The organism is Akkermansia muciniphila (assembly GCF_040616545.1).
Classification (GTDB): domain Bacteria; phylum Verrucomicrobiota; class Verrucomicrobiia; order Verrucomicrobiales; family Akkermansiaceae; genus Akkermansia; species Akkermansia muciniphila_E.
This window is the reverse complement of the sequence record NZ_CP156688.1, coordinates 1562762-1586697: the sequence shown is the minus strand read 5'-3', so window position 1 is coordinate 1586697 and position 23936 is coordinate 1562762. Positions and strand designations below refer to the sequence as shown.

Genomic DNA, 23936 nt, shown 5'->3' with positions numbered 1-23936 from the left:
AAAAGCCTTACACGAATTCCAGCCGGGCATCCGGCAGGGACTTGATGAACCGCGCCCCGTACCTCTTGGTGGCTACGCGGGGGTCCAGGATCACCACCATGCCGGAATCGCTTTTCGTGCGGATCAGGCGCCCCACCCCCTGCCGCAGCTTCAGAATGGCCACGGGCACGGAATACTCGTAAAACGGATTGCCTCCCCGCGCCCTGATGCTCTCAAAGCGGGATTCCACCAGCGGGTGGTCCGGCACCTCAAACGGCAGGCGCGTCACGATCACGTTGGAAAGGGCCTCTCCCGGCACGTCCACCCCGGTCCAGAAACTGTCCGTGCCGAAGAGCACGCTGTTCACATCCTTCCGGAACGCCTCCAGCATGGCGTGCCGCTGCATGTCCTGCCCCTGCACGTACAGCGTCCAACCCTGTTCCTCACAGAACGGGCGCACCTTCTCCGCCACCTGCACCATCAGGCGGTAGCTGGTGAACAGCACGAAGGCCCTGCCGCGGGACTCCGCCAGATACCTTTTAATCCACTCCGGCAGCACTTCCGCGTACTCCGGCTGGTCCGGCTCCGGCATGGAGCGGGCCACGATCAGGCGCATCTGCTCCCGGTAATTAAACGGGCTGCCTATTTGGAGCTTCCGGACGCTTTCCGCCCCCACGCGCCCCGCAAAGTAACTCATGTCCGCATCCCCCGTCCCCAGCGTGGCGGAGGTCAGAATGGCGGAACGCCCGGCGGAAAACAGGCGCTCCCTCAGAATATCCCCCACCTCCACGGGAGCGGAGCACACGCTCATGCTCCTGCCTTCCGGGCCGGACCGCTCCGCCCAGTACACGTGCCCCTCCTCCGTCATGTCCATCAGCACCTTCAGGGAGGCCTGCGCCTCCTCCATCCGGGCGGCCATGTCCGCCAGTTCATCCTTCACGGCCGTGTTCTCCTCCTGCTTTGCGGCTTCCCGCTTCAGTTCCCCCACCAGCTCCGCCAGAGGGAGGGAAAGAATGTCCTGGGACCACTCCGGCTGGAGAATGCGGACAATCTTTCCGGAACCCGCAAATCCCAGGTCATCCCGCGCGTTCTGGAAGAACAGGTCCGACGCGTCAATCACCTCCTGCACGCACTGGAACAGGGCCGCATTATTCAGCGGTTTCAGCAGCCCCTTGCGCGTGCGAGGATTAAACATGCGCAGCAGTTCATAATTCAAATGCGGCTGGGACAACTGCACGCCCAGCTGCTTGGCGGCGATGTTCTCAATCATGTGGGCCTCATCCAGAACCACGAAATCACCGGGAAAAACGAACCCCGCCTCCTCGGAGTCCTCCGCCTGGGCCATCAGGCCGAAAAACAGGGTATGGTTCAGCACCACCACCTTGGCCTCCAGCACCCTCTTGCGGGCCACCTGGTACGGGCAGGAGGGGCCGCAATGGCGCATGCTGCACGCATGCGGTTCACTGCACACCATGGCCCACACCTTGGGGGAGGGGCGGAACGTCATGTCGCTCAGGGTGCCGTCCTGCGTTCTCAGCGCCCAGTCCTGGATCCGCGTCAGCTCCGCGGCTTCTCCCTGCGTAAACAGGGAATCCATCTGGGACAGCGCGCGCCGCAGGCGCGTGTGGCACAGGTAATTCTGCCTGCCCTTCAGCAGGGCGGCGGAAAAATCAATCCCCAGGGCGGCCCGGAGCAAAGGAATATCCTTGTTGAACAACTGCTCCTGAAGGTTGATCGTGTGTGTGGAAATGACCGCTTTCCGGTCAAAATCCAGCGCAAACTTCACCGCAGGCAGCAGGTAGCCCAGGGACTTGCCCACGCCCGTGCCGGCTTCCACCAGCAGCGGGGCGTCCACCTGGAGCGCCCTGGCCACGGCCAGGGCCATGCTCTGCTGCTCCGCCCGGTATTCAAAATCCCTGGCGCGGGAAAACAGGCCGTCCGGGGCAAATGCCCGGTGGACATAAGCCTCAAAGGCGCTAACGCCTTCCCCTTCATCTGCCCCGGCGCCATTCATACGGGAATGCGTTCCCTACTGGCCCACGGGAAGCTGGCGGGAGGAAACCGGAGGCAGGTTCACCTTTTCCGGCAGGTCATAAAACATGGAACGCAGGGCATTCGCATTCATCCTGGAGGCGTCGATGAACGTCCAGGGGCCCTTGTCCTTCAAATCCTTCACCAGCACCAGAACGCCGGTATTCTCCATCTTCACGGGCATCCCGTCCGGGCGCTTCATCGAAATGACCATCCGGGTGGGGAGCACCACCAGCACCTCGTCCCCGTTCTTCACCAGGTGTTCCGCCGTGGGATTGCCGATTTCATACGTCTCCACCACCATGCCGCGCTCTTTCATCACGGCGGCGGCAGCCTGCATCTTTTCCCTCATGGTGGTCATGAAAGCGGCCTCCCCGCCGGGGAAGGAAGAAACGAGCTGCTTCTTCATGGGCGCATACATCTTCTCAATCATCCACATCATGTCGCCCGTCTTCACCGCTCCGGAAAGCTCGCGGGCGGCCTGGACCGCGCTGGCTCCATATTCCCCGGCCTGGACGGCGCACGCGGCCACGAGGGCCACGCCTGCAAACAAACTCTTCATCATGGCAGGAGTGTAACGGCATGCCTCCCCCGCCGTCAAGGCAACGCCGCCTGCGGCAACATGTTTTTACCGGGCGCCCCGCTGCATCACGCGGCCGGACCACATCCACAGGGTGGGGTCCAGCTCCTGGGCGGCATCCTCCATCAGCCTGCGGGCCGCTTCCGCGTCCTCCGCCACGGCGAACATGGTGGAGCCGGAGCCGGACATCATGGCGCCGCGCACACCGGGCCTTTCCAGCAGCCAGCTCTTCATTTCCGCCAGAAACAGATGCTTCTCAAACACGGGCCTTTCCAGATCGTTCACCAGCACATGGCCGTCCACCCTCTGCTCCCCGTAAGGTATGCCCGGCAGTTCCCTTGAACCTGCCCAGCGGCGGTAAGCGTCCGGTGTGGAAACGCCGAAGGACGGTTTCAGCAGCACTACCTGGGGCTGCCATTCTCCCCATTCCGGCAGGGGTTCCACCTTCTCCCCGCGCCCGGTGCAGCGGCACGCCGCGCCGTAAATGAAAAATCCCACGTCGGAACCGATCTCCCCGGCCAGTTCCGCCAGGCGTTCCGGCGGCAAGCCCCCGTGTTCCAGCTCATTCAGGGCGCGCAACACGCATGCGGCGTCACTGCTGCCGCCGCCCAGCCCCGCGCCATGGGGCACGTTCTTGACCAGATGCACATGCCACGGCATGGGCCGCCCCAGCTCCCGCTCCATCAGGCGCCCCGCCTTCATGACCAGGTTGCTTTCATCCAGCGGAACGCCCGGAGCGTCGCAGCTCATTTCCAGGGCGTCCGCCGGGGAAAACTCCAGCACGTCGCACAATTCCAGGGGAACCATCACGGTATCCACTTCATGGAAACCGTCCGGCCTCTTTCCCAGAACGCGGAGGAAAACGTTCACCTTGCACGGAGCGCTGCGACTGATCATACGTCATGGATTCCACCAAGGGACGGCCTCCGGGTCAAGCCCCCATTGGGCGCAAATGGGCGGACACGCATTTTTTCTTCGCAAATTCCGGGGGCTCCGCTATAATAGTTGCGACCCCGCTGCACATGGCTTACGACGAAAACAGCATTAAAACCCTGGACTGGAGGGAGCATATCCGCATGCGTCCGGGGATGTACATCGGCAAACTGGGCGACGGCACCTCTCCGGACGACGGCATTTACGTCCTGCTGAAGGAAGTCATCGACAACTCGATTGACGAATTCGTCATGGGCTACGGCAAAAAAATCACCATTGACGTGACTCCGGACGGCCTGTGCGAGGTGCGCGACTTCGGCCGCGGCATCCCCCTGGGCAAACTGCTGGACTGCGCCGCCAAGATCAATACCGGCGCCAAGTACGACAGCGACGCCTTCAAAAAATCCGTGGGTCTCAACGGCGTGGGCATCAAGGCGGTCAACGCCCTTTCCGACTTTTTTGAAATCCAGGCCTACCGGGACGGGGAAACCCGCTCCTACCAGTTCTGCCGCGGGAAGGAAATCCCCAAGGGGCGGAAGGACGGCGCCACGGAGGAACCCAACGGCACGCGCACGGCGTTTCATGCGGACGCGGACATTTTCCCGGTAAACACGCAGTTCCGGCCGGAATACATTGAAAAAATGTGCCGGTACTACTCCTACCTCAACAAGGGGCTGGCCCTGCACTACAACGGCCGCCGCTATGTCTCCAAAAACGGCCTGCTGGACCTTCTCACGGAGGCCATGAGCGAGGAACCGCTGTACCCCATCATCCACCTGGAAGGGCATGACATCGAGGTGGCCTTCACCCATGGCGGCCAGTACGGGGAAGAGCACTACTCCTTTGTCAACGGGCAGCACACCACGCAGGGGGGCACGCACCAGGCGGCCTTCCGGGAGGCCATCGTCAAAACCCTGAGGGACTTTTACAAAAAGAACTATGAGGCCGGGGACATCCGCTCCTCCCTCGTGGCCGCCATCTCCATCAAGGTGAAGGAACCCGTCTTTGAATCCCAGACCAAGACCAAGCTGGGGTCCAACACCATCAGCCCGGAGGGGGAAACCATCCGCACCTTCGTAGGCAACTTCATTGCCAAGGAGCTGGACAACTACCTGCACAAGAATCCGGAAACGGCCAGGGCGCTGGAAGCCAAGATCAAGGACTCCGAACGTGACCGCAAGGAGCTCTCCGGCATCCAGAAGCTGGCGCGTGAAAACGCCCGCAAGGCAAAAATCCACAACAAGAACCTCCGGGACTGCCGCGTGCACTACAACTCCAAACACGCCCGCGCCGGGGAAACCACCCTGTTCATTACGGAAGGCATCTCCGCCTCCGGCTCCATCACCACGGCGCGCGACGCGGAAATCCAGGCGGTCTTCTCCCTGCGGGGCAAGCCCCTGAACTCCTTCGGCATGAGCCGCAAGGTCGTCTATGAAAACGAGGAATTCAACTTCCTCCAGCATGCCCTGAACATTGAAAACGGGCTGGAAGACCTGCGCTATGACAAGGTGGTCATCGCCACGGACGCCGATGACGACGGCATGCACATCCGCATCCTGCTGATGACCTTCTTCATCCAGTTCTTCCCGGAACTGATCCGGGAGGGGCACCTCTTCATCCTCCAGACGCCCCTCTTCCGCGTGCGCAACAAGCAGAAGACCATTTACTGCTACTCGGACGCGGAGCGGGAAGCGGCCATCGCCCTGCTGGGCAAAAACCCGGAAATTACCCGTTTCAAGGGCCTTGGGGAAATTTCCCCCCAGGAATTCAAAGCCTTCATCGGGGAGGGAATCCGCCTGGACCGCGTGCGCCTGGAAGATTCCCACAAGGTGAAAGACCTCCTTTCCTTCTACATGGGGAAAAATACGCGGGAAAGACAGGAATACATCCTGAAAAACTTGCGTGTTGAACTGGACCCGGTCATGGACTAGAGTAGCGGAGCCACATCTATCTATGCTTACCATTCCCAAGGAAAAACTGCCGGTCCATATCGCCTGCATCATGGACGGCAACGGGCGCTGGGCTCACAGCCGCCATCTGCCCCGCCAGGCGGGGCACCGTGCGGGAGCGGATACTGTGGAACACTGCGTGGACTTCTGCATTGACCACGGCATCCCCTGGCTGACCCTGTACGCATTCTCCTCGGAAAACTGGAACCGCCCGAAAATGGAAGTTCACGCCCTGATGGTCCTCCTGCATGAGTTCCTGAAAAAACGCCTCGGCCAGATGCAGGAAAAAGGCGTGCGCCTCCGCGCCATCGGAGACATCTCCCGCCTCCCCAAACGCACCCAGAAGCTGCTTCAATCCAGCATGGACGCCACCCGGGAAAACACCCGGCTCAACCTGGTTCTGGCTCTCTCCTACGGCAGCAGGGCGGAAATTACCGCCGCCGCCAGGAAAATTGCGGAAAAAGCCGCGCGGGGGGAAATCCACCCGGACCAAGTCACGGAAGACCTCTTCAACCAGCACCTGGAAACCGCCGGCATGCCGGAACCGGACCTGCTCATCCGCACCTCCGGTGAAATGCGCGTCTCCAACTTCCTGCTCTGGCAGATCAGCTATTCGGAACTCTATGTGACGGACACGCTGTGGCCGGACTTCAGCGACCGGGACATGGAAGCCGCCCTGCTGGACTATTCCCGCAGAAAGCGCCGCTTCGGCGCCCTCTGACCACTTTAAAAACCATCCTTACGGAATCGCCATGAACCAATACGCTCTCATTCTGGCAGGCGGAAGCGGCACCCGTTTCTGGCCGCTTTCACGGGACCACCGCCCCAAGCAGCTCCTGAACATGTTCGGAGAAGGAACCCTGCTCCGCCAGGCCATCGACAGGCTGGACGGCCTGGTGCCCCGGCAGAACATCTTCATCCTGACCAACCACCTTCAGGAAGCGGAAGTGCGCCGGCAGGCCCCGGACGTTCCCGCAAGCAACATCATCTCCGAGCCCGTGCGCCGGGACACCGCCCCCGCCATTGCCCTGGGCATCGGCCTCATCAAGGCGGCGGACCCGCACGGGGTCATGCTCGTCATCCCCTCGGACCAGCTCATTCAGGACCAGGCGGCCTTCCGCTCCCTGATGAAAGCCGCCATGAACACGGCGGCCCGGGAAAAGGCCCTTGTCACCGTGGGCATCAAGCCCACCTGGCCGTGCCCTTCCTACGGCTACATTGAACGCGGGGAGGAAATCGCCTCCGCTCCGGGATGCTCCTGCCGGGAAGTCGTCCAGTTCCGGGAAAAGCCGGACACGGCTACGGCCGCCGCCTACCTGGCCCAGGGAAACTTCTGCTGGAATGCCGGCATGTTCGTCTGGAGCATTCCCACCGTGTGCGAACAGCTTGACAAGCACTGCCCGGAGCTGGCCTCCTTCGTGGAGCACATCGCGGAATCCCCGGACAAGCAGGAAACCCTCCGGGAGGAATTTCCGGAACTCACGCCCATCTCCATTGACTTCGCGCTGATGGAAAACGCGGACCGGGTACTGAACTTTGAAGCCACCTTTGACTGGGATGACGTAGGCTCATGGATCTCCGTCTCCAACTACCTAGAAGACCACAGCCGGAACACCGCCAACACGGACCTCACCGTGCAGGACGCCTCCGGAAACATCGTCTTCTCCCAGCGGGGGGACAAGCACGTGGCCCTGCTGGGCGTGGAAAACCTGATCGTGGTGGAGACGGCGGACGCCATCCTCATTGCGGATAAAAACAAGGCGGACGAAATTAAAAAAATCGTCAACCAGCTTCCGGACGAACTCAGATGACCCCGCAGCATCCGGCCCTGGGCATTGACTACGGAGAAGCCCGCATCGGCATAGCCGCCACGGACCCCGTGGGCATCATGGCCCACCCCGTGGAAACCATCCACAGGCACAAGACGGACGGCGTCACCCGCATCGTCCAGCTCGTCCAGGAGCGGGGAATCCGTACCCTGGTGCTGGGCATCCCCGTGCGCATGGACGGCACGGAAGGAACCGCCGCCGCCAAGGTGCGCGCCTTCGGCAAGGAACTGGCTGCCGCACTTCCCGGCCTGCCGATGGTATTCATGGATGAATGCCTCACGACCGTCATCGCCCAGGAAAAACTGCACGCCGCCGGGAAAAAGCAAAAAAGCTTCCGCCCCATCATTGACCAGGTGGCCGCCGTGGAAATCCTCAGCACATGGCTTGACTCCACGCTGGGCTGAAACGGCAAACGGCGCACGCCGCGGCGCAATTCCCGCTCTATGCGCCGACGGAGCTCCGCACCTCTCTCTTCCTCAGCAGGACCGTTCCCCCGGCAAGCAGAAACGCCGTCAGCCACAGGGCCCGGCGCGTTTCCGGCCACCAGATGAAGCCGTCCGCCACACGGGCGTCCTGCGGATGTCCCGGCTGATAGCATACCTTCACCGCATCCCCTCTGGAATACGCGGACCAGAAAAGGAAGGCAGGAGACTGGAACGTGACTTCCCCTTCCCCGGTCTGCGTCAGGAACCACACCTCCGGGGCCCAGACAGGCAGAGAGGAGCTGGAGACAGACCGCGAACGGGGCCAAAGTCTCACCTTATCCTCCGTAATTTTCCGAACCTCCCCTGTTGTGCACAACCCCTCCCGTGCAAACAGGTTCTTTTCCAGGAAAAAATTACAGGCCTGCCAGATGGAATAGAGGCTCAGAACCGCCATGACCCATGCCAGCAACCAGTACCACCCAAACCAGGGAACGCTGAAAAAATCCCTCCAGCGCTCCGCAGTACGGGAAAACAACCGTTCTTCCGCTCCGGTCATCAGGCGTTGTCCATGCTCAGCACCACCTTGCCGCTGCGGAACTCCTCCTGGGCCTTCTCTACGGCCTGCCGGACGTCGTTCAGCGGATAAACGGTATCCACGGCCTGCTTCAGCCTGCCGTCCGCCATCAGCCGCGCCAGCTTGTCGTAAGCGGCCTCAATCTCCGGAACGGGGGCATTCTTGAGCCACTGCGTCACCCACAGGCCTTCCAGCCTGATTCCCTTGAAAATCAGGAAACCGTTCGGCACCTTGATGCTCTTCCTGCTCATGGCGCCGTACGTCACCATGCTGCCGCCGGGGGCCAGCATGTCCATCAGGCGCAGGGCGCTTTCCCCGCCCACGGCGTTGGAAGCCAGCACGGGCCTCTTCCCGTCCAGGCGTGCCAGCGTCTTCTTCACCACGTCCTCGTCATCCTCTCCCACCACCAGGTCGGCGCCCAGGGCGGTCAGCTCATCCCTCAATTCATCCGGCCTCCTCACAAAATTCACCGTCTTGACGCCCATCTCGCGCGCCAGCTGGATAATGCACCTGCCCACGCCGGAATTGGCGGCGTTCTGCACCACCCAGTCTCCCGGCACCAGGGAAACGAACCCCTCCAGCATGCGCAGGGCCGTCAGGGGATTCACCTTCAGCATGGCGGCCTGGACCGGATCCACCTTCACGGGAAGCTTCATCACATTCACGGCGGGAACCGCCACATACTCGCTCCAGGAACCTACGCCCCTCAGCAGAATCACCTCATCCCCCTTGCGGAAACCCTCTGCACGGGACTCTTCCACCACTCCGCAGCCTTCCAGCCCGGCGCGTGAATGGGGCAGTACGGGCTTCACGCCGTACACGCCCTGCACAAAGTTGATGTCCGCCGGATTAATGGGAGCGGCCTTCATCCGGACCAGCACCTCCCCTTCCGCCGGAACCGGCATGGGGCCGGAAACGTACTCCAGCACATCCTGGGGCTTCATACTGCACTCGGAAAACTCTGCATAATGATTTTCATTCATGGTCATAATCTCTCACGGAGCATCCCTCCGTGCAAGCGCGGGATACGTTTTACGCAGCCATACCGCTTCCGGGGAAACCGGGACCATCCCAGGATTCCTCCTTCGGTAAAAGGCCGGAAGGCTCTGACTGAAATGATGTTCCAGGAGGACATTTTAACATCGCGGGAACGCGCCCGGCCGCCGGATTCCACCCCCAAATTACCTCCCTGCCCCGGTCCCGGCCGCTCTCCGGGAGCCGGATGTGTTCTCCGGCCTTCTTCCGAACGCCGCCCAAACAAATTCCGAGTCTTTTATCCGGTTATTCTTGACCTTAGGCGAAAATACGCTAGATTATCTCTCTCGTATTAACAATAACTTCGATTGCCATGTCCCGAATTTGTATCATCCGAGGCACCACGCCTCACAAAGGTCGTCGTATCCATCGCTCCGGTCTTGCCAAGAAAAAGGGCGGTATTGGTCGTCACGTCACTAAGACTGTCAATCGTACCGTTTTCCCCAATCTCCAGGAAAAACGCATCTGGGTTCCTGAACTGGGCCAGTTCGTTAAAATGAAGATTTCTGCCAAGGCGCTGCGTACGATTAACAAGAACGGTGCTTACAATACTCTTAAAAAGGTAGGTCTCCTGTAAAAAGATTCTTTTTTTGAACGTTGTTACACCACTTGAACTCTAAGGCTTCAACGAGGTGAGCAACTGAAAGAAAAGATGTCCAAAAAGACAAGGGATCATCTGCTTAAGTGAGGCACCTCCAAGTTGAAGGTTTTATTGAAATATTAATATACCAAAGGACGTAGATAAAGAGTCCACTACTGGAAAAGATCACACAGATGAAAGCCCAAACCAAAATCGCTCTGAGAATTAATGATGACAACCCCAACCACCACCTGTGGAACAACAGGGGGGTATGGTGGTGCCACGTTACGGTTCACAAGCCTGACTCAACGGCTGAACGCCTGAGATTCTCCCTGAAGACCCGTGACATCGAAAAAGCCCGCGCCCGCCGCGACAAGATTTTCGCCTCCATCCAGCAGCACTTCGGCATTGCCGCGTAAGTCCGCCAGGAGGTAAAGGCAAGTCACATCAACTCCTTTTAAAAACCGTTCCGGTTATCCCGGAACGGTTCTTTTTTAATCCTGATCCCGCTCATCAGTTCTTTTTGATGAACCGGAACATGGCGGCTCCGTGGCTGTTAAGCTCCACGGACATTTTTCCCTTCACCGTGCCCTGGTCGGCGCGCTTCCACAGGTCGCGTACCTCATACGTATCCGGCAGGCCAAGTTCCCCCAGGTTCACGCTCAGAACGCCCCTGGCGCCTCCCGTATTGAAAAAGGCCGCCGCCACGGAGCCGTCGGACAGCTCCTTCGTCCAAACCTGGAAATCCCCCCGGTGCCATGCCTTGCGGGCCGGACGGGCCGCCGGGTCCTGGTCCACGGCAATCACCTCGTCATTCGTAAGAAGGCCCATCGTGAACGAATCAATGTTCTCCAGATCGCAGGAAATAATCAGCGGAGCGGACAGCAGGGCCCACAGAGTCACGTGCGTATACTGCTCATCCGGAGAAAGCCGCGTCTGCACAAACGTGGTATTGGCATTGTTGGGCTTGCCCAGCTTCCCGATCTGAAGAATGTCCGGATCATTCCAGTGCCCGGGGCGCATGTGCTTCTGCCAGCGTTCCTGGGAAAAACCTATCCTGCTGACGCTGCCCCAGTGGTCCTCAATATCACCTGTAGTCCGCCACAGGTTGGCCAGCTTGGCCAGCCCTTCCACGTGCTCATACGGAGCGGCGTTGGACAGGCTCAGCACGATGTCCCGCCCGCTTGCGTCCAGTGCCTTGCGGATGCGTTCCGTCGTGGGCACGTCGTTGGGGTTCCAGTCCACCTTTACATAATCAAAGCCCCAGTCAGCCCATTGCCTGGCGTCCCGGTCAAAGAACCACACGGGGCCCGTGCGGTCCGCCTTCCTCTGATGCACTCCGGGATAGCCGCCATACACCTGGTTCTCCTGCTTGCGGTCCTTTTTCGGAATGGTCAGTTCCGTATAATCCCCTTTCTTGTTGGGCGCGCTGCCGCCGATGAATCCGGCATACGTCCCCATCCACGGGCTTGAATAAATGCCCGCTTTCATTCCCATGGCATGGATGGCGCTGCACATGGCCTTCATGTCCGGAAAACGCTTGTTGGGCTGGATGGCGCCATTCTTTCCTCCGCGCTCCCCCTGCCAGCAATCGTCAATATTAATGTAGCTCCAGCCATGGTTGGTCAATCCAAGTTCCACAAACAGCCGCGCCGTCTTGAGCACGTTGTCCTGCCCCACGGCCTCACTGTAGGAATACCAGCTGCTCCACCCCATGGGAGGCGTCAGGCAAAGATCGTCGCCCACCTTCAGCACCCATTCCCCGGAATCCTTCCCATGGCTGTTGGCGGCCTTCAGCGCGACCTTGTATTCTCCCCTCTTTGCCGGGGCCTTCCCCGTAATCAGACCACCCGGGGTCATCTTCAATCCCGGAGGAAGGCCGGACGCCTGAATCTTCATGGGCCTCTCTCCGGAAACCGGAACCTGGAACAACACGCTGGAACCGGGCCTGGCGCCGAACACGCGCGCTCCGTTGATGGAAGGCGCGGGAGACGTTTCAGGCGTCAGGCGCACTCCGGATTCCGCCGCCGGGTAGGGATTTGGAAATTCCGCGCCAAAAGCGGCGGAGACGGCGGCGCCCATAAGGGCGGAAATAAATAACGGGGACATTTTCATCAGTGTGACAGGAGTGTCTACTAACAACGCCGCATCCGCCCTTCTTCTTTCATCTGAATTCTTCCGCGGAAACCATGTGCGCCATCCCCGTCTCCCGGTGGAGAACTAGGGGTTCACGAAAGAGCTCAGTAGAAAGACTCCGGGCAGGCACTCCGCCAGGGAACGGAAATCCTCTTCACTCATCACGCAGGCGGCCGTCGCCAGCGCATCCGCCATGGCTGCGCTGGGCGCCTGCACGCTTGCCTGGCGCCCTTCGGTAACGCCCAGCCCCGTATTCGGGTCCAGCACGTGGGAATACTCCACTCCGCCAATCTTCACCATCTGGCGGGCGTTCCCGGAGGTGGAAACGGCGGCATGGCTCAACAGCAGCGTTCTTCCTTCTCCGTGCCCGGCCTCCACCCGCAGCCGCCATCCCTTCTCCCCGGGCGGGGGAGCTCCCGCCAGCACGTCGCTGGTACTGTCAATGAAGAAGGAAAGCACCCCTTTTCCCTTTAAAAGCTCCGCCATCCGGTCCACGGCAAACCCCTTGCCGATGCCTCCCAGGTCCAACCTCATTCCGGGAACCTTCTTGAGCGCCCCTCTCTTCCCCACGCACAGCTTTTCCCAACCGGAAGCCCGGCGTGCGCATTCCAACTCCTCATGGGACGGGAGAACGTCCCGGCGGCGGCTCTTCTTCCACAGGCGGATGCAGGGCCCCAGCGTGAGATCAAACGCGCCGTCCGTCAACCGGGAATATTTCATGGCCAGCAGCAGAACCTCTTTCAGTTCCACAGGTATGGGCACGATCACGCCGCTTTCCGCCGCGTTAAATGCGGCCAGGGAGCTTTCCGCATCCATGGCGGACATCACCTTCTCCCAGTGAACGGCGCAGGCCAACGCCTCCGTACAGGCTTTTTCCGTCTCCGCCGCGTCCATGCCCTTCCCGGGATAGGCGCGTACCGTAAACACCGTCCCCATGGCTGCGCCGCGGACCGTCACCCTGCCGTCCGCGGCATGCACGCAGGAAAGCGGGTTCAGCGGCGCGCCCTCCTTTTCCGCCCCGTGCGCACAATCCATTCCCACGGCGATCAACAGGCATAGCATCATAACAACGGACTGTCGGGAAAAAGAGATCATGCGCAACTGAGTAATCATGTTTTAAAATTTACTCTGTACGAACAAACAGGGGCAAGGCCTGAATGCGTCCATACCTGCCGCTGACAGAACAGGAACGCCATTCCTGCATTTGACGCTGGAACACCCACCCCTTTTTATGATAAATGGAACGGTTCCACGTTTTTGCAAATTTCAACATCTCCCTGCCGTCATGACCAGACTTCTTCTTTCCCTGTGGCTCCTGTTAACGCTTCCCGTCTGCGCCAGCTGGTATGGTGACGAAGTGAAGCCCGGTTCCGACATCATCATGGTGGACCTGCTCTATCCCTATTGGCCGGAATCCACCTACTTCTCCTGCTGGAACCTGGACATGTTCCCCAAGGGCGGCTACTTTTATGCTGGGGTGGCGGCCAACGTCAACGACAACACGAACCTGGAGACCTACCGCCCGTCCACCGTGTGGTCTTTCTGGCCCGCCCCGGTCTACGAAGGTCGCCAGGTGCGCAACGTGTACGTGAACCCGCACGTCTACGCCCAGCAATACGTGGGTGAAGGCGCTTCCGGCAAGGCCGGCGGGCGCGACGTCCCGTGGATCAAGACCAAGCAGTGGTACACCATGCTCATGCGCACATGGGGCGCGGACGAAGCCAACAAGGAATGCTACGCCGGCTGGTGGATGAAGGACCAGGCCGGCAACCGGTGGCACCACATCGCCACCTTCCGCATTCCCTACGCGGCCACCGGGTTCAAGGGGAACGGCGGCTTTCTGGAGGACTTCGGGCACGGGGGCCGCAAGCAGCGGGAACTGTGGCGCGGCAAGGGCTTTTACCGGAACAACGGCGCCTGGGAAAAATGTGATACCGTTTCCATTAACGTGCCCAAGGAAGGAGGCATGAAGTACAGCGGCTGGACGGTGCACCAAACGGAAAACGACTCCGTCCTGACCATGTCCTACACGGAAAACAGGCAATTCCCCAGAAATCTGGAACCGGGCCGCAAGCACACGTTCAAACTGAACCAGCCGGACAAGCCCGTGATGGACGCCATCACGGCGGAAGGCAAGGCGCGCCATGACGGGAGCCAGGTGATCGTGGACTGGACGCTGGCGGAAACCTCCTCCCCCCAGTTCGGTTACAAAATAGAAGTCTTTGACAACCCGCAATACTCCGGCGCCCCCGTTTACACGGTGGAGGAACAAATCCCGCACGTGCGCACCAGGGCCGTTGCCCTGCCCAGGGACATTCCCCAATGCTTCGTGAAGCTCACCATCACGGACATCTTTGACCAGCAAAAAACCCTGAAGCTTGCCCGGGCCGCAGCGGAAGCTCCCCTGAAAGGGCTGCCCGGCAAAAAAGACCTCTCCAGCGGCCTGGAATACAAATACCTGGAAAACAAGGACGGATGGTCCAAACTGGCGGAACTGGACTTCTCCAAACCGTTGAGGACCGGCGTCTCCCACGGATTCGACACGGCCCTGCGCGGCGCCAGGGAAGGACGCTTCGCCTTTGAATATGAAGGCTTCCTGGTCGTCCCCCAGACGGGAGCCTATACCTTCGCCCTCCAAACCTGCGACGGAAGCCGCCTGGACGTCGGCGGGAAAACCGTCATTGACAACGACGGGCTGCACAGCACGTCGGAAAAGCGCGCCTCCGTCTTCCTGGAAAAAGGCGTCACGCCCGTCAAGCTGACCTACTTCAAGAAAAAACCGGAACACGAATTCACCGTGGCGTGGGTGGGCTGGCAGTACGGCAACCGTCCCATGGAGGAAATACCGCTCGCCAGCCTCATGCGCCCCAAACGGGCGGACATTCCGGAAGCCAGGCTGGAAGTGGGCGGCAAGGGGCCGGAACGCGTATTGAAAACAGCCGTCTCCTCCGGACGGGTGAACAAGGTGGAATACTATAACGGCGCCAAGCTGGTCGCCGCCGCGGACGCCGCCCCCTTCACCGCTCCCCTGATGCTCTTTGACGGAGAAAACAAACTATGGGCGCGCGTCTTCTATAACGGCTCCCGCACGGTGGACACCCCCGTGGTCTCCGTCCATTCCCAAAGCCGCCTCTCCCCGGGCTGGGAAGCCATGCTGCGCGGGGAACCGGGGCTGCCCCACTCCATCAGCGGTACGGGAAACTCCTTCCGCTTCGTGGGAGAAGGGGAATACCTGGTCAACAGAAAGGTCAAGGGAGACTTCATGCTCACGGCCCATATCAGTTCCATCAGCGACAAGGCGCTGGACACCGGGGACGACTGCTGGGCGGGCATCATGGTGCGCAAGGACGCCGGGGCCACCAACTACGATGATGAAATCGCCGTTTTCCGGACGGTGGGCCGCGGCCTCCGGTGCAGTGCGGACTTCAGCGACTACGGAACGGGCCGCCAGTCCACCTTCACCCTGAACAAGGACCACTCCTGGGTGCGCATCATGCGGCGCGGCAATGAATTCACCTGCTTCACCTCTCCGGACATGAAAAAATGGGAAATGGGCATGCAGCGCATCATCCCGATGAAGGAGGAAGCCATCGCCGGCATCACATTCAGGACCATTCCGGGCAAGGGCAAGGGTATCTTCTCCGCCGCCATGGACGGAATCTCCATCAAACCCGTTAAACTCCAGCCGCACAAAATAACCGCCGCGATGCCTGCCGGAAAAATCATCGGCTACTCCCTGCTCTCCCCGGATCTGGCCGTGGTGCGCTACCGTTCCGGCGCGGACCTGCTGGAACGCAAAAACGGAACCTACGTCCGCAAGCCGTTCACGCTGCCCAAGGGCGTCAAAACCATCCGTTCCATGGCCCTTGCCGGGGATAAAATGTTCCTGCTGGCCCCCACCTCCCAGGGAGGAGCCCTGTTCAGCAGCAAGGACATGGGTAAAACGTGGACGGTAGCCAGCCCGGACGTCAAAGTGGACCCGTCCCCCATCTCCTTCATCGCCGGGGAACTCATCTCCGTCAATCCCCGGAACCCTCGTGAAATCATCGTGGGCTCGGACCGCGCAGGGCTGTTCATGAGCACGGATGGCGGAGAAACCTGGACCAACGCGGGCCTGGTGGGGGAACCCGTTACCAACGTCGGTTTCCATACCACCGCGCAGGGCCGGATTGGAGCCGTGACGGCGGATCGCAAGACCAACACCAGCAAAGTCTTCATCTCCACCAACAACGGGAAGAAATGGACCCAGAAAAATGAAGTTCAGGGGGCGGGCTTCCTGAGGCTGGTTTACGACACCCGCGCCGCAGACCAGCTCTATGTCTTCTCCACCCAGGGTGTGTACACCTCTTTCAATGACTGCCGCACCATGAACCGCGTGCTTCAGGGCCTGCCCGTCACGCAGCCCACGCTGGCGATCGACAGGCGCCGCCTGGACGATACTTTCATGCTCGCCGTCCCGCTGGACGGCAAGGGCGTGTATTCCAGCGAACGCAACGCCAGAAACTGGCAGAAGCGGTCGGACAAGGAAGACTGGGGAGCCGCCTTCAACCTGCTGATTGACACAGCCAACAACAAGCACATCACCCTGTACGCGGAAAAAGGCATTTATGAAAGCATGGATGAAGGGAAAACCTGGAAACAGGTTTTCCCCAGCCATTGATCCTAAAATATTCATACAACTTTTTTCAGAGCTCTCCGGATTATCAATCCGGAGTCAAGAGCGAATTCTAAGAGTCAGGATTTTGTACGGAGCGGCTACTGTATCATGAAGCGTTCCCCCGCATTAACTTCCCCGGATTCGCCCCACACGTTCCGGGAGCGCCGCATGCCCATGCGGCGTCTGCACTAGATGTGTCCGTCAGGACGTACTGCCTTTCCGAGAATACAGTTCGCTGCCGCTCAGTTCCATATTCAGGTGCCACGACGCTCCTTGCAGAGGCAGGTATTTATGTGCTGTTTTAATGCATACCGGATTGATAATCCGCAATTATCATTAGGATGAAAACGATATTGCCATTTAAACCAGTAATATCCCGGCTCTTTTGCATCGCCGGCATTACAATGGCCGGAAATTTCCTGGCGGAAGGCGCAGGTGTGGAACTCACCTATCCCGGAGCCCCACTGGACGAAAACGGCCTCCTGTTCCCGCAGGACAGCCTGTCGGACAACACGGTCTCCATCACGGGAGGCTCCATTCCCGGAAACGCCTATGGAGCCAAAACAACAGACGGAGACACTGTCCGTAACCGGATTTCCATGACCGGAGGTTCTGTCCTCCATCTTCTCGGAGCTTATTCCGCGACGGGAACCGTGGAATATAATTCCGTCATTCTTGGGGGCGGGACGGTCGCCCGCAACGTTTATGGCGGAGAAAGCGGCAGCGGAAACGCTCAATATAATTCCATCACAATGACGGGGGGAAGCGCTCAATGGGTACAGGGGGCCTACAGTGATTCCGGCAACGTCACGGGGAACGAAGTCCTTATTTCCGGCGGTACGTTAAGCGGCGGCGTCAACGGAGGCCAAACAGCCGGCGGAGACGCTATCTCCAACAGCGTGCGGCTTGGCAATGCCACGGCAACTTGGCTCAACGGCGGCTATTCCTCTACAGGGAATGCCTCCGGCAACCGGGTAATCATCACCAGCGGCGGCGTCAACAACAATGCCTTCGGAGGCTTTGTGGAATCCGGCACGGGAAACGCCTGCAACAACCTGTTCATCATGCATGGAGGAGAAGTGGGGCTCAACGGAGAAATACCCGGCGTAGGCCATGGAATCATGGGAGGGAGGGCCAGTGAAGGGAACGCCTCCGGCAACCGGGTAATCTTCCTCGGTGGCCATACAGGATTCATTGACGGGGGGACTTCCTCCAACGGAGGGGCCGCTTCCGGCAACCATGTTCTTATTCTGGGAGGGAACATTGACGGCTCCGTCACGGGTGGAATGAGTTTCCAGGGATCTTCCAGCGGCAATGTGGTGGAAATCCGGGGAGGCACGGTAGGGGGATATATCTACGGAGGCAGAGCGGACAAAGGAACGGCCAGCGACAATACCGTTATTCTGGAAGGCAATTTCAACCTTAACGGTGTTTTCGGCGGATGGGACGCCTATGCCTCCAGTCCAGGAGCCACGGCTATGGATGTAACAACGGGCAACATGCTCATTCTGGAAAACTTTCAGGGAAGCGCAACGAACGTGGGCAATTTTGAGCACTACGTTTTCCGCCTGTCGTCCTGGAACGAAAACGGCGGCCCCATGCTTACCGTCTCCAACGGAACTTCTTCCACCGCTCCCTCGGCTACGGACCTTTCCGGCTCCACCATCCGGGTGGAAATCACCGGTGTTTCTCCGGGAAGCCCCGGCCCTGCTGTGGGAGACACCATTTCCCTCATCCGCAACAACATGGGGCTCATCACCAACGGCGTGATCCTGAAAACCCCTTTCGTCTCCTTCAAACGCGGCATCGCCATGCTCTATGACGCCGCCGTCTCCGTGGGAAACACCAGCATTGACGCTACCGTCACTTCCAGCCGCCTGAATCCCCAGTTGAAATCCCTTTCCGAGGGCCGCACCGCCGCCATGGCCCTGAACAACCAGGGCGCGGACCTTGCCGCCGGGCTGGGAATCAGCCGCGCCGCCATGGTCGCCATGCAGGGAGGCTCCCCCTCCGGCATGGAAACATTCCTCGCCATGGAAGGCTCCCATTCCAACTACGCCACCGGCTCCCGTGTGGAACAGGACGGCTACGCCGTTCTGGCAGGCGTTTCCGCCGGATTTTCCAAAAACCGTTCTGTAGTGCTGGGCGGTTTCATGGAAAGCGGCTGGGGCAGCTACACGGCTCACAACGCCTTTGCAGACGCCCCCTTTGTACGGGCTTCCGGGGACACCTCCTATTACGGCGGCGGCCTTCTGGCCCGCTGGGACCTCACGGATAACGGCCTCAGAGGAATCGCGCTGGAGGCTTCCTTCCGCGCGGGACGGCTGGACTCGGACTACCGCAGCGGAGACCTGGTGGACGGGGCGGGCAATCCCTCCGCCTATAACCTTTCCTCCCCTTACTACGGCGGCCACGCTGGAGCGGCGTTGACAAGGGAGCTGGACCGGAAAGTGAACATGGAGGCCTATGGGCGCTTCCTGTGGACGCGCCAGGACGGTGACCACGCCACGGTCTCCGGGGACCATATCCGGTTCCGGGACATGAACTCCAGTCGGCTCCAGGGCGGTGCGCGCTTCCACTATGAGATGACGCAAGCCATCCGCCCGTACGCGGGAGCGGCGTATGAATGGCAATGTAATGGAACGGCCCGCGCCTCCGTCTACGGCCAGGACATCGCCGCGCCCACCTTGCGCGGCGGTACGGGAATGGCGGAACTGGGCGTGATCTTCCAGCCCGTAGCCGGCAAACCCATGTTCGTTGATCTTGGAGTGAAAGGATACGCGGGCAAACGCGAGGGAGTGAGCGGAAGCCTCCAATTCCGGGCGGCTTTCTAATTCCCCGGACAGCCGTTCAAAACAACAGGCCGCGGCGTTCTGCCGCCGCGGCCTGTTTTCATTTACCGTGCGCCTGCCTATCTGGCGAACAGGGAGTGAATGCGGCGGCAGACCTCATCCACGTTCTCCCGTGAATTGAACGCGGAAATGCGGAAGAACCCTTCCCCTCTGGAACCGAAGCCGGAACCGGGCGTAATGACCACATTCGCCTCATACAGCATCTTGTCAAACATCTGCCAGCTATCCAGGCCGTCCGGGCACTGCACCCAGACGTACGGGGCGTTTTCCCCGCCCCACACGCGCATTCCCGCCTGGCGGCAGGCATTCAGCAGCAGCGCGGCGTTCCCTAGGTAATGGCTGATCAGCACGGCAGTCTGCGCCATGCCTTCCAGCGTGAACAGGGCCGCGGCGCCCCGCTGGACGATGTAGGAAGCGCCGTTGAACTTCGTACTGGTGCGCCGGCTCCAGAGCTGGCTGATCAGCACCTTGTTCCCCCGGGAATCATGGCCGTGCAGGTCTTTGGGAATCACCACGTAGCCGCAGCGCACCCCCGTAAAGCCTCCCTGCTTGGAAAAGGAGCGGAACTCAATGGCGCAGTCGCGCGCGCCGGGAATCTCAAAAATGGACCTGGGAACGGCAGAATCCTGAATAAAGGCCTCATACGCGGAATCATACAGGATAATGGCATGGTTCGCCCGCGCATACTCCACCCACTTCAACAGTTCATTCCGGTTGGCGACGGCACCCGTAGGATTGTTCGGGAAGCACAGGTAAATCAAATCCACGTGTTCATCCGGCAATTCCGGCACAAAATTATTCTCCGGCGTGCAGGGAAGGTACACCAGCCCTTCATAGGAGCCGTCCGCACCGGCCTCACCAGTATTGCCGGCCATCACATTGGTATCCACGTATACGGGATAAACCGGGTCCGGCACGGCAATCTTGTTCCCCGGGCCGAAAATGTCCAGAATGTTGCCCGTATCACACTTGGCGCCGTCGGACACGTAAATCTCATCCACCTCCACATGCACGCCATGGGCCTGGTAGGCTTTTTTGGCAATCGCCTCCCGCAGCCAGAAATACCCCTGTTCCGGCCCGTAGCCGTGAAAACGCTCATGGCAGGCCAGATCGTCCACCGCCTCATGCATGGCCTCAATAGCCGCCATGGGCAGAGGCTCCGTCACGTCTCCAATGCCGCAGCGGATCAGCCTTTTAGCCGCCTCCGGGTGGGACTCCATGAACGCATTCACGCGGCGCCCTATTTCCGGGAACAAATATCCCGCCTGCAGCTTGAGGAAGTTATCGTTAATATTAGGCATGGTTTTAATAGTAAGTGTACCCATTCCATACCTTGCACGGAACGGAATCAAGGCCCGGTTCCGGCATCCCCCGCCTCCCTGCGTCACAATTCCGCGCGGGTCTCTCCGCCTCCCCGCGTGTGCAGGGAGGGCCCGCGGCCTATTTGCGCTTCATGCTCCGCATCAGTTCCTTGTCTTCCCGGCTCACCCGCAGGGATTCGATGATCTTCTGCAATGCCTTGTTGTAAGTGAAATCGGACAGGGAGGAATTACGCAAATATTCCAGCGTCAGCGCCGGGAACTTCACATAACAGACGGAAACCGCCCAGGCTACGGCCATGCCCACGTAGTAATCCTCATGCCGCACCCCGTCCAGCAGGGAAAGCACCCGTTCCACGTAATCCTCCGTAATGAAGTGGGCCAGCATCATCACCACGGCAAAGCGGACATCATACACACGGGTGGAATTCAAATACGGCTGAATGAACTCCCACACCAGGGACGGATGCTTTTTGCTGAACTTCAGCCCGGAGCAGAAGGTATCGCAAACGGCCCAGTTATCCATGCGGGACACAAAGCGCGCGACGTGTTCCAGGCGTTCCTCCGGCTCCATGCGCGCCAGCGCTATCAGCATGCCGTCCAGCATCACTTCCTCTGCATACGGATCCCCGGCGGGGTTCTCCAGCAGCTCCCGCCAATTCCCCCTCAACTCCTCACGGGCAAGATTCCGGAGCACGGGCAGGCGGACGCCCAGCAGGCGGCTGACGCCGGGAATCAGGGCAGCGGAAAACTTCTGGAACTCCGGTTCCGCCAATGACTCAATCTTTTCCCTCAGCTTCCGCCTGCTCTCAATCATGGGCGCCATCCTACATGGAGGCCATGCGCCGCACAAGGGGGAATTCCCGTGTGAGAAGCGGTGGAATCCATGCGGAATCCTCCTTTGGAAACGCTCTTCCTGCCTTTCCGGAGGCGCACCTAAAAAGAAATGGCGGCTCCCCTCTTTCTGTGGTAGCCTGCGGACAGGCAGCAAGCCGTCCCCTATGTCTTCCAGCCCTCAACAATTCAAATGCCCCGGATGCGGCACTCCGTTTTCCGCGGCGGATGTGGACAACCGCCGGGACACGGTCACCTGCGGAAGCTGCGGACTTTCCACCCCCTGGACGTCCCTGGTCCGGGAGCAGGAATTCCATGATGTGCCTGCTGCCCCTTCCAGGCATCTGACGGTAACATCCGTCAATGGAAAGGTCACGCTCACCTACAGGCATTCCCTTTCCAAAATACTTCTTTATACGGGGCTGGCCGTGGTTTGGGGGCTGGTTACCCTGGTGCTCGTCCTCATCTCCTTCGGACCGGGGAAAACGGACTTCGCGCTGCCCGTCTTCACCACTTTCTTTGCCATCACGGAAGCCTTCATCATCTTTCTCTGCGTTGACATGATGCTGGGAAAAGCCGTTCTCCGGGTGGAACCGGGTAAAGCGTCCCTTTTCCGGGGCATAGGCCCGGTGGGGAGCACATGGACTTTTCTTCTTCCCGCGCAGGCCCCGATCATGATGGAGCGCAAGGGAGGGGAAAAAACGGACTACTGCCGCATCTCCGTGCCCCAGCCCACCGGAAGGCCGTTTTACTTTTCCGGCGGCATTTCAGACCCGGAGACTCTTGAATACATTGCCGCCGTTCTGCGTCAGTTCCGCGCCTGAAGCCGGAATTTTCACGGTCATGACATGTTTCCCTGGAACAGGCGGAGCCGTTCCATGGTCCAAAAAAGACAATAAAAAATCTTATGATCATGAACGAACTGGAAATCATCGACGTCCGCGGCCGTGAAATCATCGATTCACGGGGCAATCCCACCGTAGAAGTGGACGTGGCCCTGGCCGGCGGCGCCATCGGGCGCGCATCCGTCCCCAGCGGCGCCTCCACCGGGGAGCATGAAGCCTGGGAACTCCGGGACGGGGACGCCAAGCGTTACGGCGGCAAGGGCGTTCTCAAGGCCGTGGATAATATCAACAACATTATTGCTCCGGAAGTGTCCGGGCATGATGCCACCCTCCAGCCGTCCATTGACAAGATCATGATTGACCTGGACGGCACCCCCAACAAGTCCCGCCTGGGCGCCAACGCCATCCTGGGCGTCTCCCTGGCCGTGGCCAAAGCCGCCGCCATCCAGCTTAACCTTCCCCTCTTCAAATACCTGGGCGGCCCGAACGCCAAAGTGCTGCCCGTCCCGATGATGAACATCATCAACGGAGGCGCCCACTCGGATTCCCCCATTGACTTTCAGGAATTCATGATTATGCCCAAGGGCGCCCCCACCTTCCGGGAGGCCCTGCGCTACGGCGCGGAAGTCTTCCATGCGCTCAAGGACGTGCTGCACGACCGCGGCCTGTCCACCGCCGTGGGGGATGAAGGCGGCTTTGCCCCTTCCCTGAAATCTGCGGACGACGCCCTGGAATGCATCGCCCAGGCCGTGAAACGCGCAGGCTACACCCTGGGCACGGACATCTTCATTGCCCTGGACGTGGCTTCCTCCGAATTCTACGATCCTTCCCAGAACCTGTACGTCTTCAAGAAATCCGACGGCCGCGGCCGAACGGCGGCGGAACTGACGGCCTATTATCAGGAGCTCCAGAAAAAATATCCCATCATCTCCATTGAAGACGGCTGCGCGGAAAATGACTGGGAGGGCTGGGAGCAGCTCACCAGGGCCATGGGGCACAATACCCAGCTGGTGGGGGATGACCTGTTCGTGACGAACGTGGAATTCCTGAACCTGGGCATTTCCCGCCATGTGGCGAACGCCGTTCTGGTGAAAGTCAACCAGATCGGCTCCCTGACGGAAACGCTGGATACGGTGGAACTGGCCAAGGACAACAAATACTCCGCCATCATCTCCCACCGCTCCGGAGAAACGGAAGACGCCACCATCGCGGACATCGCCGTGGCGACCAATGCCGGGCAGATCAAAACCGGCTCCCTGAGCCGCTCCGACCGCATGGCCAAATACAACCAGCTCCTTAGAATTGAAGAGGAACTGGGGGATGACGCAGTTTATGGTGGCAAAATCCACATTCTATGATCAAAAATATGTTGTTTAAC

The 23936-nt window shown here is 60.0% G+C and carries 19 protein-coding genes; 10 read left to right on the top strand and 9 right to left on the bottom strand.

Annotation, left to right across the window (positions count from 1 at the left end; all coding sequences use genetic code 11):
- Nucleotides 1-7: 7 nt before the first annotated feature.
- The 3 genes from ABGM91_RS06510 to ispE all read right to left on the bottom strand — a co-directional run bounded on the left by ABGM91_RS06510 (nt 8) and on the right by ispE (nt 3487).
- Nucleotides 8-1993 (bottom strand): helicase C-terminal domain-containing protein, encoded by a 1986-nt coding sequence (locus ABGM91_RS06510; RefSeq protein ID WP_354830661.1) that lies wholly within the window; start codon nt 1991-1993, stop codon nt 8-10.
- Between the two features lie 15 nt (nt 1994-2008).
- Nucleotides 2009-2575 carry a hypothetical protein gene (locus tag ABGM91_RS06505; RefSeq protein ID WP_215427411.1) on the bottom strand — a complete coding sequence of 189 codons (567 nt, stop codon included), beginning with the start codon at nt 2573-2575 and terminating at the stop codon, nt 2009-2011.
- 63 nt (nt 2576-2638) lie between these two features.
- The gene (gene ispE / locus ABGM91_RS06500) at nt 2639-3487 is read right to left on the bottom strand and encodes a 4-(cytidine 5'-diphospho)-2-C-methyl-D-erythritol kinase (protein WP_354830658.1); all 849 of its coding nucleotides are present in this window, start codon (nt 3485-3487) and stop codon (nt 2639-2641) included.
- A gap of 125 nt (nt 3488-3612) precedes the next feature.
- Here ispE and ABGM91_RS06495 point away from each other — a divergent pair, with 125 nt between their 5' ends.
- Genes ABGM91_RS06495 through ruvX form a run of 4 tightly spaced genes read left to right on the top strand, consistent with a single transcriptional unit; the run spans nt 3613 to nt 7705 of the window.
- Entirely contained in the window at nt 3613-5454 is a 1842-nt protein-coding gene (locus ABGM91_RS06495) for a DNA topoisomerase IV subunit B (protein ID WP_354830655.1), read from the top strand.
- A gap of 22 nt (nt 5455-5476) precedes the next feature.
- The gene (locus ABGM91_RS06490) at nt 5477-6193 is read left to right on the top strand and encodes an isoprenyl transferase (protein WP_290565637.1); all 717 of its coding nucleotides are present in this window, start codon (nt 5477-5479) and stop codon (nt 6191-6193) included.
- Nucleotides 6194-6224: 31 nt separating this feature from the next.
- On the top strand, nt 6225-7283 hold the full coding sequence (locus tag ABGM91_RS06485) for a mannose-1-phosphate guanylyltransferase (protein WP_354830652.1): 1059 nt from the start codon (nt 6225-6227) through the stop codon (nt 7281-7283).
- The gene (gene ruvX, locus ABGM91_RS06480; RefSeq protein WP_290565639.1) at nt 7280-7705 is read left to right on the top strand and encodes a Holliday junction resolvase RuvX; all 426 of its coding nucleotides are present in this window, start codon (nt 7280-7282) and stop codon (nt 7703-7705) included. Before ABGM91_RS06485 ends, ruvX begins: the two co-directional genes overlap by 4 nt.
- A 37-nt stretch (nt 7706-7742) precedes the next feature.
- Here ruvX and ABGM91_RS06475 read toward each other — a convergent pair whose 3' ends face one another.
- Together ABGM91_RS06475 and ABGM91_RS06470 are read right to left on the bottom strand one after the other, a co-directional pair.
- Complete coding sequence (locus ABGM91_RS06475; RefSeq protein ID WP_290565640.1) at nt 7743-8282, bottom strand: DUF3592 domain-containing protein; 540 nt, start codon at nt 8280-8282, stop codon at nt 7743-7745.
- Complete coding sequence (locus ABGM91_RS06470) at nt 8282-9283, bottom strand: 2-enoyl thioester reductase domain-containing protein (protein WP_354830648.1); 1002 nt, start codon at nt 9281-9283, stop codon at nt 8282-8284. The genes ABGM91_RS06475 and ABGM91_RS06470 overlap by 1 nt, the downstream gene beginning before the upstream one ends.
- 365 nt (nt 9284-9648) lie before the next feature.
- On the opposite strand from ABGM91_RS06470, the gene rpmB reads away from it, so the two are divergent.
- On the top strand, nt 9649-9912 hold the full coding sequence (gene rpmB, locus ABGM91_RS06465; RefSeq protein WP_354830646.1) for a 50S ribosomal protein L28: 264 nt from the start codon (nt 9649-9651) through the stop codon (nt 9910-9912).
- A gap of 197 nt (nt 9913-10109) precedes the next feature.
- Complete coding sequence (locus ABGM91_RS06460) at nt 10110-10334, top strand: hypothetical protein (RefSeq protein ID WP_012420228.1); 225 nt, start codon at nt 10110-10112, stop codon at nt 10332-10334.
- Between the two features lie 94 nt (nt 10335-10428).
- On the opposite strand, the gene ABGM91_RS06455 is transcribed toward ABGM91_RS06460, so the two are convergent.
- Nucleotides 10429-12024, bottom strand: coding sequence for a glycoside hydrolase family 27 protein (locus tag ABGM91_RS06455; RefSeq protein ID WP_354830633.1), 1596 nt, complete (start codon nt 12022-12024; stop codon nt 10429-10431).
- Nucleotides 12025-12135: 111 nt separating this feature from the next.
- Nucleotides 12136-13116: an FAD:protein FMN transferase gene (locus ABGM91_RS06450; protein WP_354830631.1), complete on the bottom strand. Its 981-nt coding sequence runs from the start codon at nt 13114-13116 to the stop codon at nt 12136-12138.
- A 220-nt stretch (nt 13117-13336) separates the two neighbouring features.
- On the opposite strand from ABGM91_RS06450, the gene ABGM91_RS06445 reads away from it, so the two are divergent.
- On the top strand, nt 13337-16711 hold the full coding sequence (locus ABGM91_RS06445) for a PA14 domain-containing protein (protein WP_354830629.1): 3375 nt from the start codon (nt 13337-13339) through the stop codon (nt 16709-16711).
- Between the two features lie 401 nt (nt 16712-17112).
- A complete protein-coding gene (locus ABGM91_RS06440; protein ID WP_354830626.1) occupies nt 17113-19542 on the top strand; it encodes an autotransporter outer membrane beta-barrel domain-containing protein in 2430 nt (809 codons plus the stop codon).
- A 77-nt stretch (nt 19543-19619) separates the two neighbouring features.
- Here the strand turns inward: ABGM91_RS06440 and ABGM91_RS06435 are convergent, their stop codons facing one another.
- Both ABGM91_RS06435 and ABGM91_RS06430 read right to left on the bottom strand, forming a co-directional pair.
- Nucleotides 19620-20861, bottom strand: a complete 1242-nt coding sequence (locus ABGM91_RS06435) for an LL-diaminopimelate aminotransferase (protein ID WP_215427435.1) — start codon at nt 20859-20861, stop codon at nt 19620-19622.
- Between the two features lie 139 nt (nt 20862-21000).
- Nucleotides 21001-21696 (bottom strand): DNA alkylation repair protein, encoded by a 696-nt coding sequence (locus ABGM91_RS06430; RefSeq protein WP_354830624.1) that lies wholly within the window; start codon nt 21694-21696, stop codon nt 21001-21003.
- Between the two features lie 184 nt (nt 21697-21880).
- Between ABGM91_RS06430 and ABGM91_RS06425 the strand changes: the two genes are divergently transcribed.
- Both ABGM91_RS06425 and eno read left to right on the top strand, forming a co-directional pair.
- Nucleotides 21881-22537 carry a hypothetical protein gene (locus ABGM91_RS06425; protein ID WP_354830621.1) on the top strand — a complete coding sequence of 219 codons (657 nt, stop codon included), beginning with the start codon at nt 21881-21883 and terminating at the stop codon, nt 22535-22537.
- Nucleotides 22538-22635: 98 nt separating this feature from the next.
- Nucleotides 22636-23916 carry a phosphopyruvate hydratase gene (gene eno / locus ABGM91_RS06420; protein WP_102716013.1) on the top strand — a complete coding sequence of 427 codons (1281 nt, stop codon included), beginning with the start codon at nt 22636-22638 and terminating at the stop codon, nt 23914-23916.
- Nucleotides 23917-23936 lie beyond the last annotated feature (20 nt).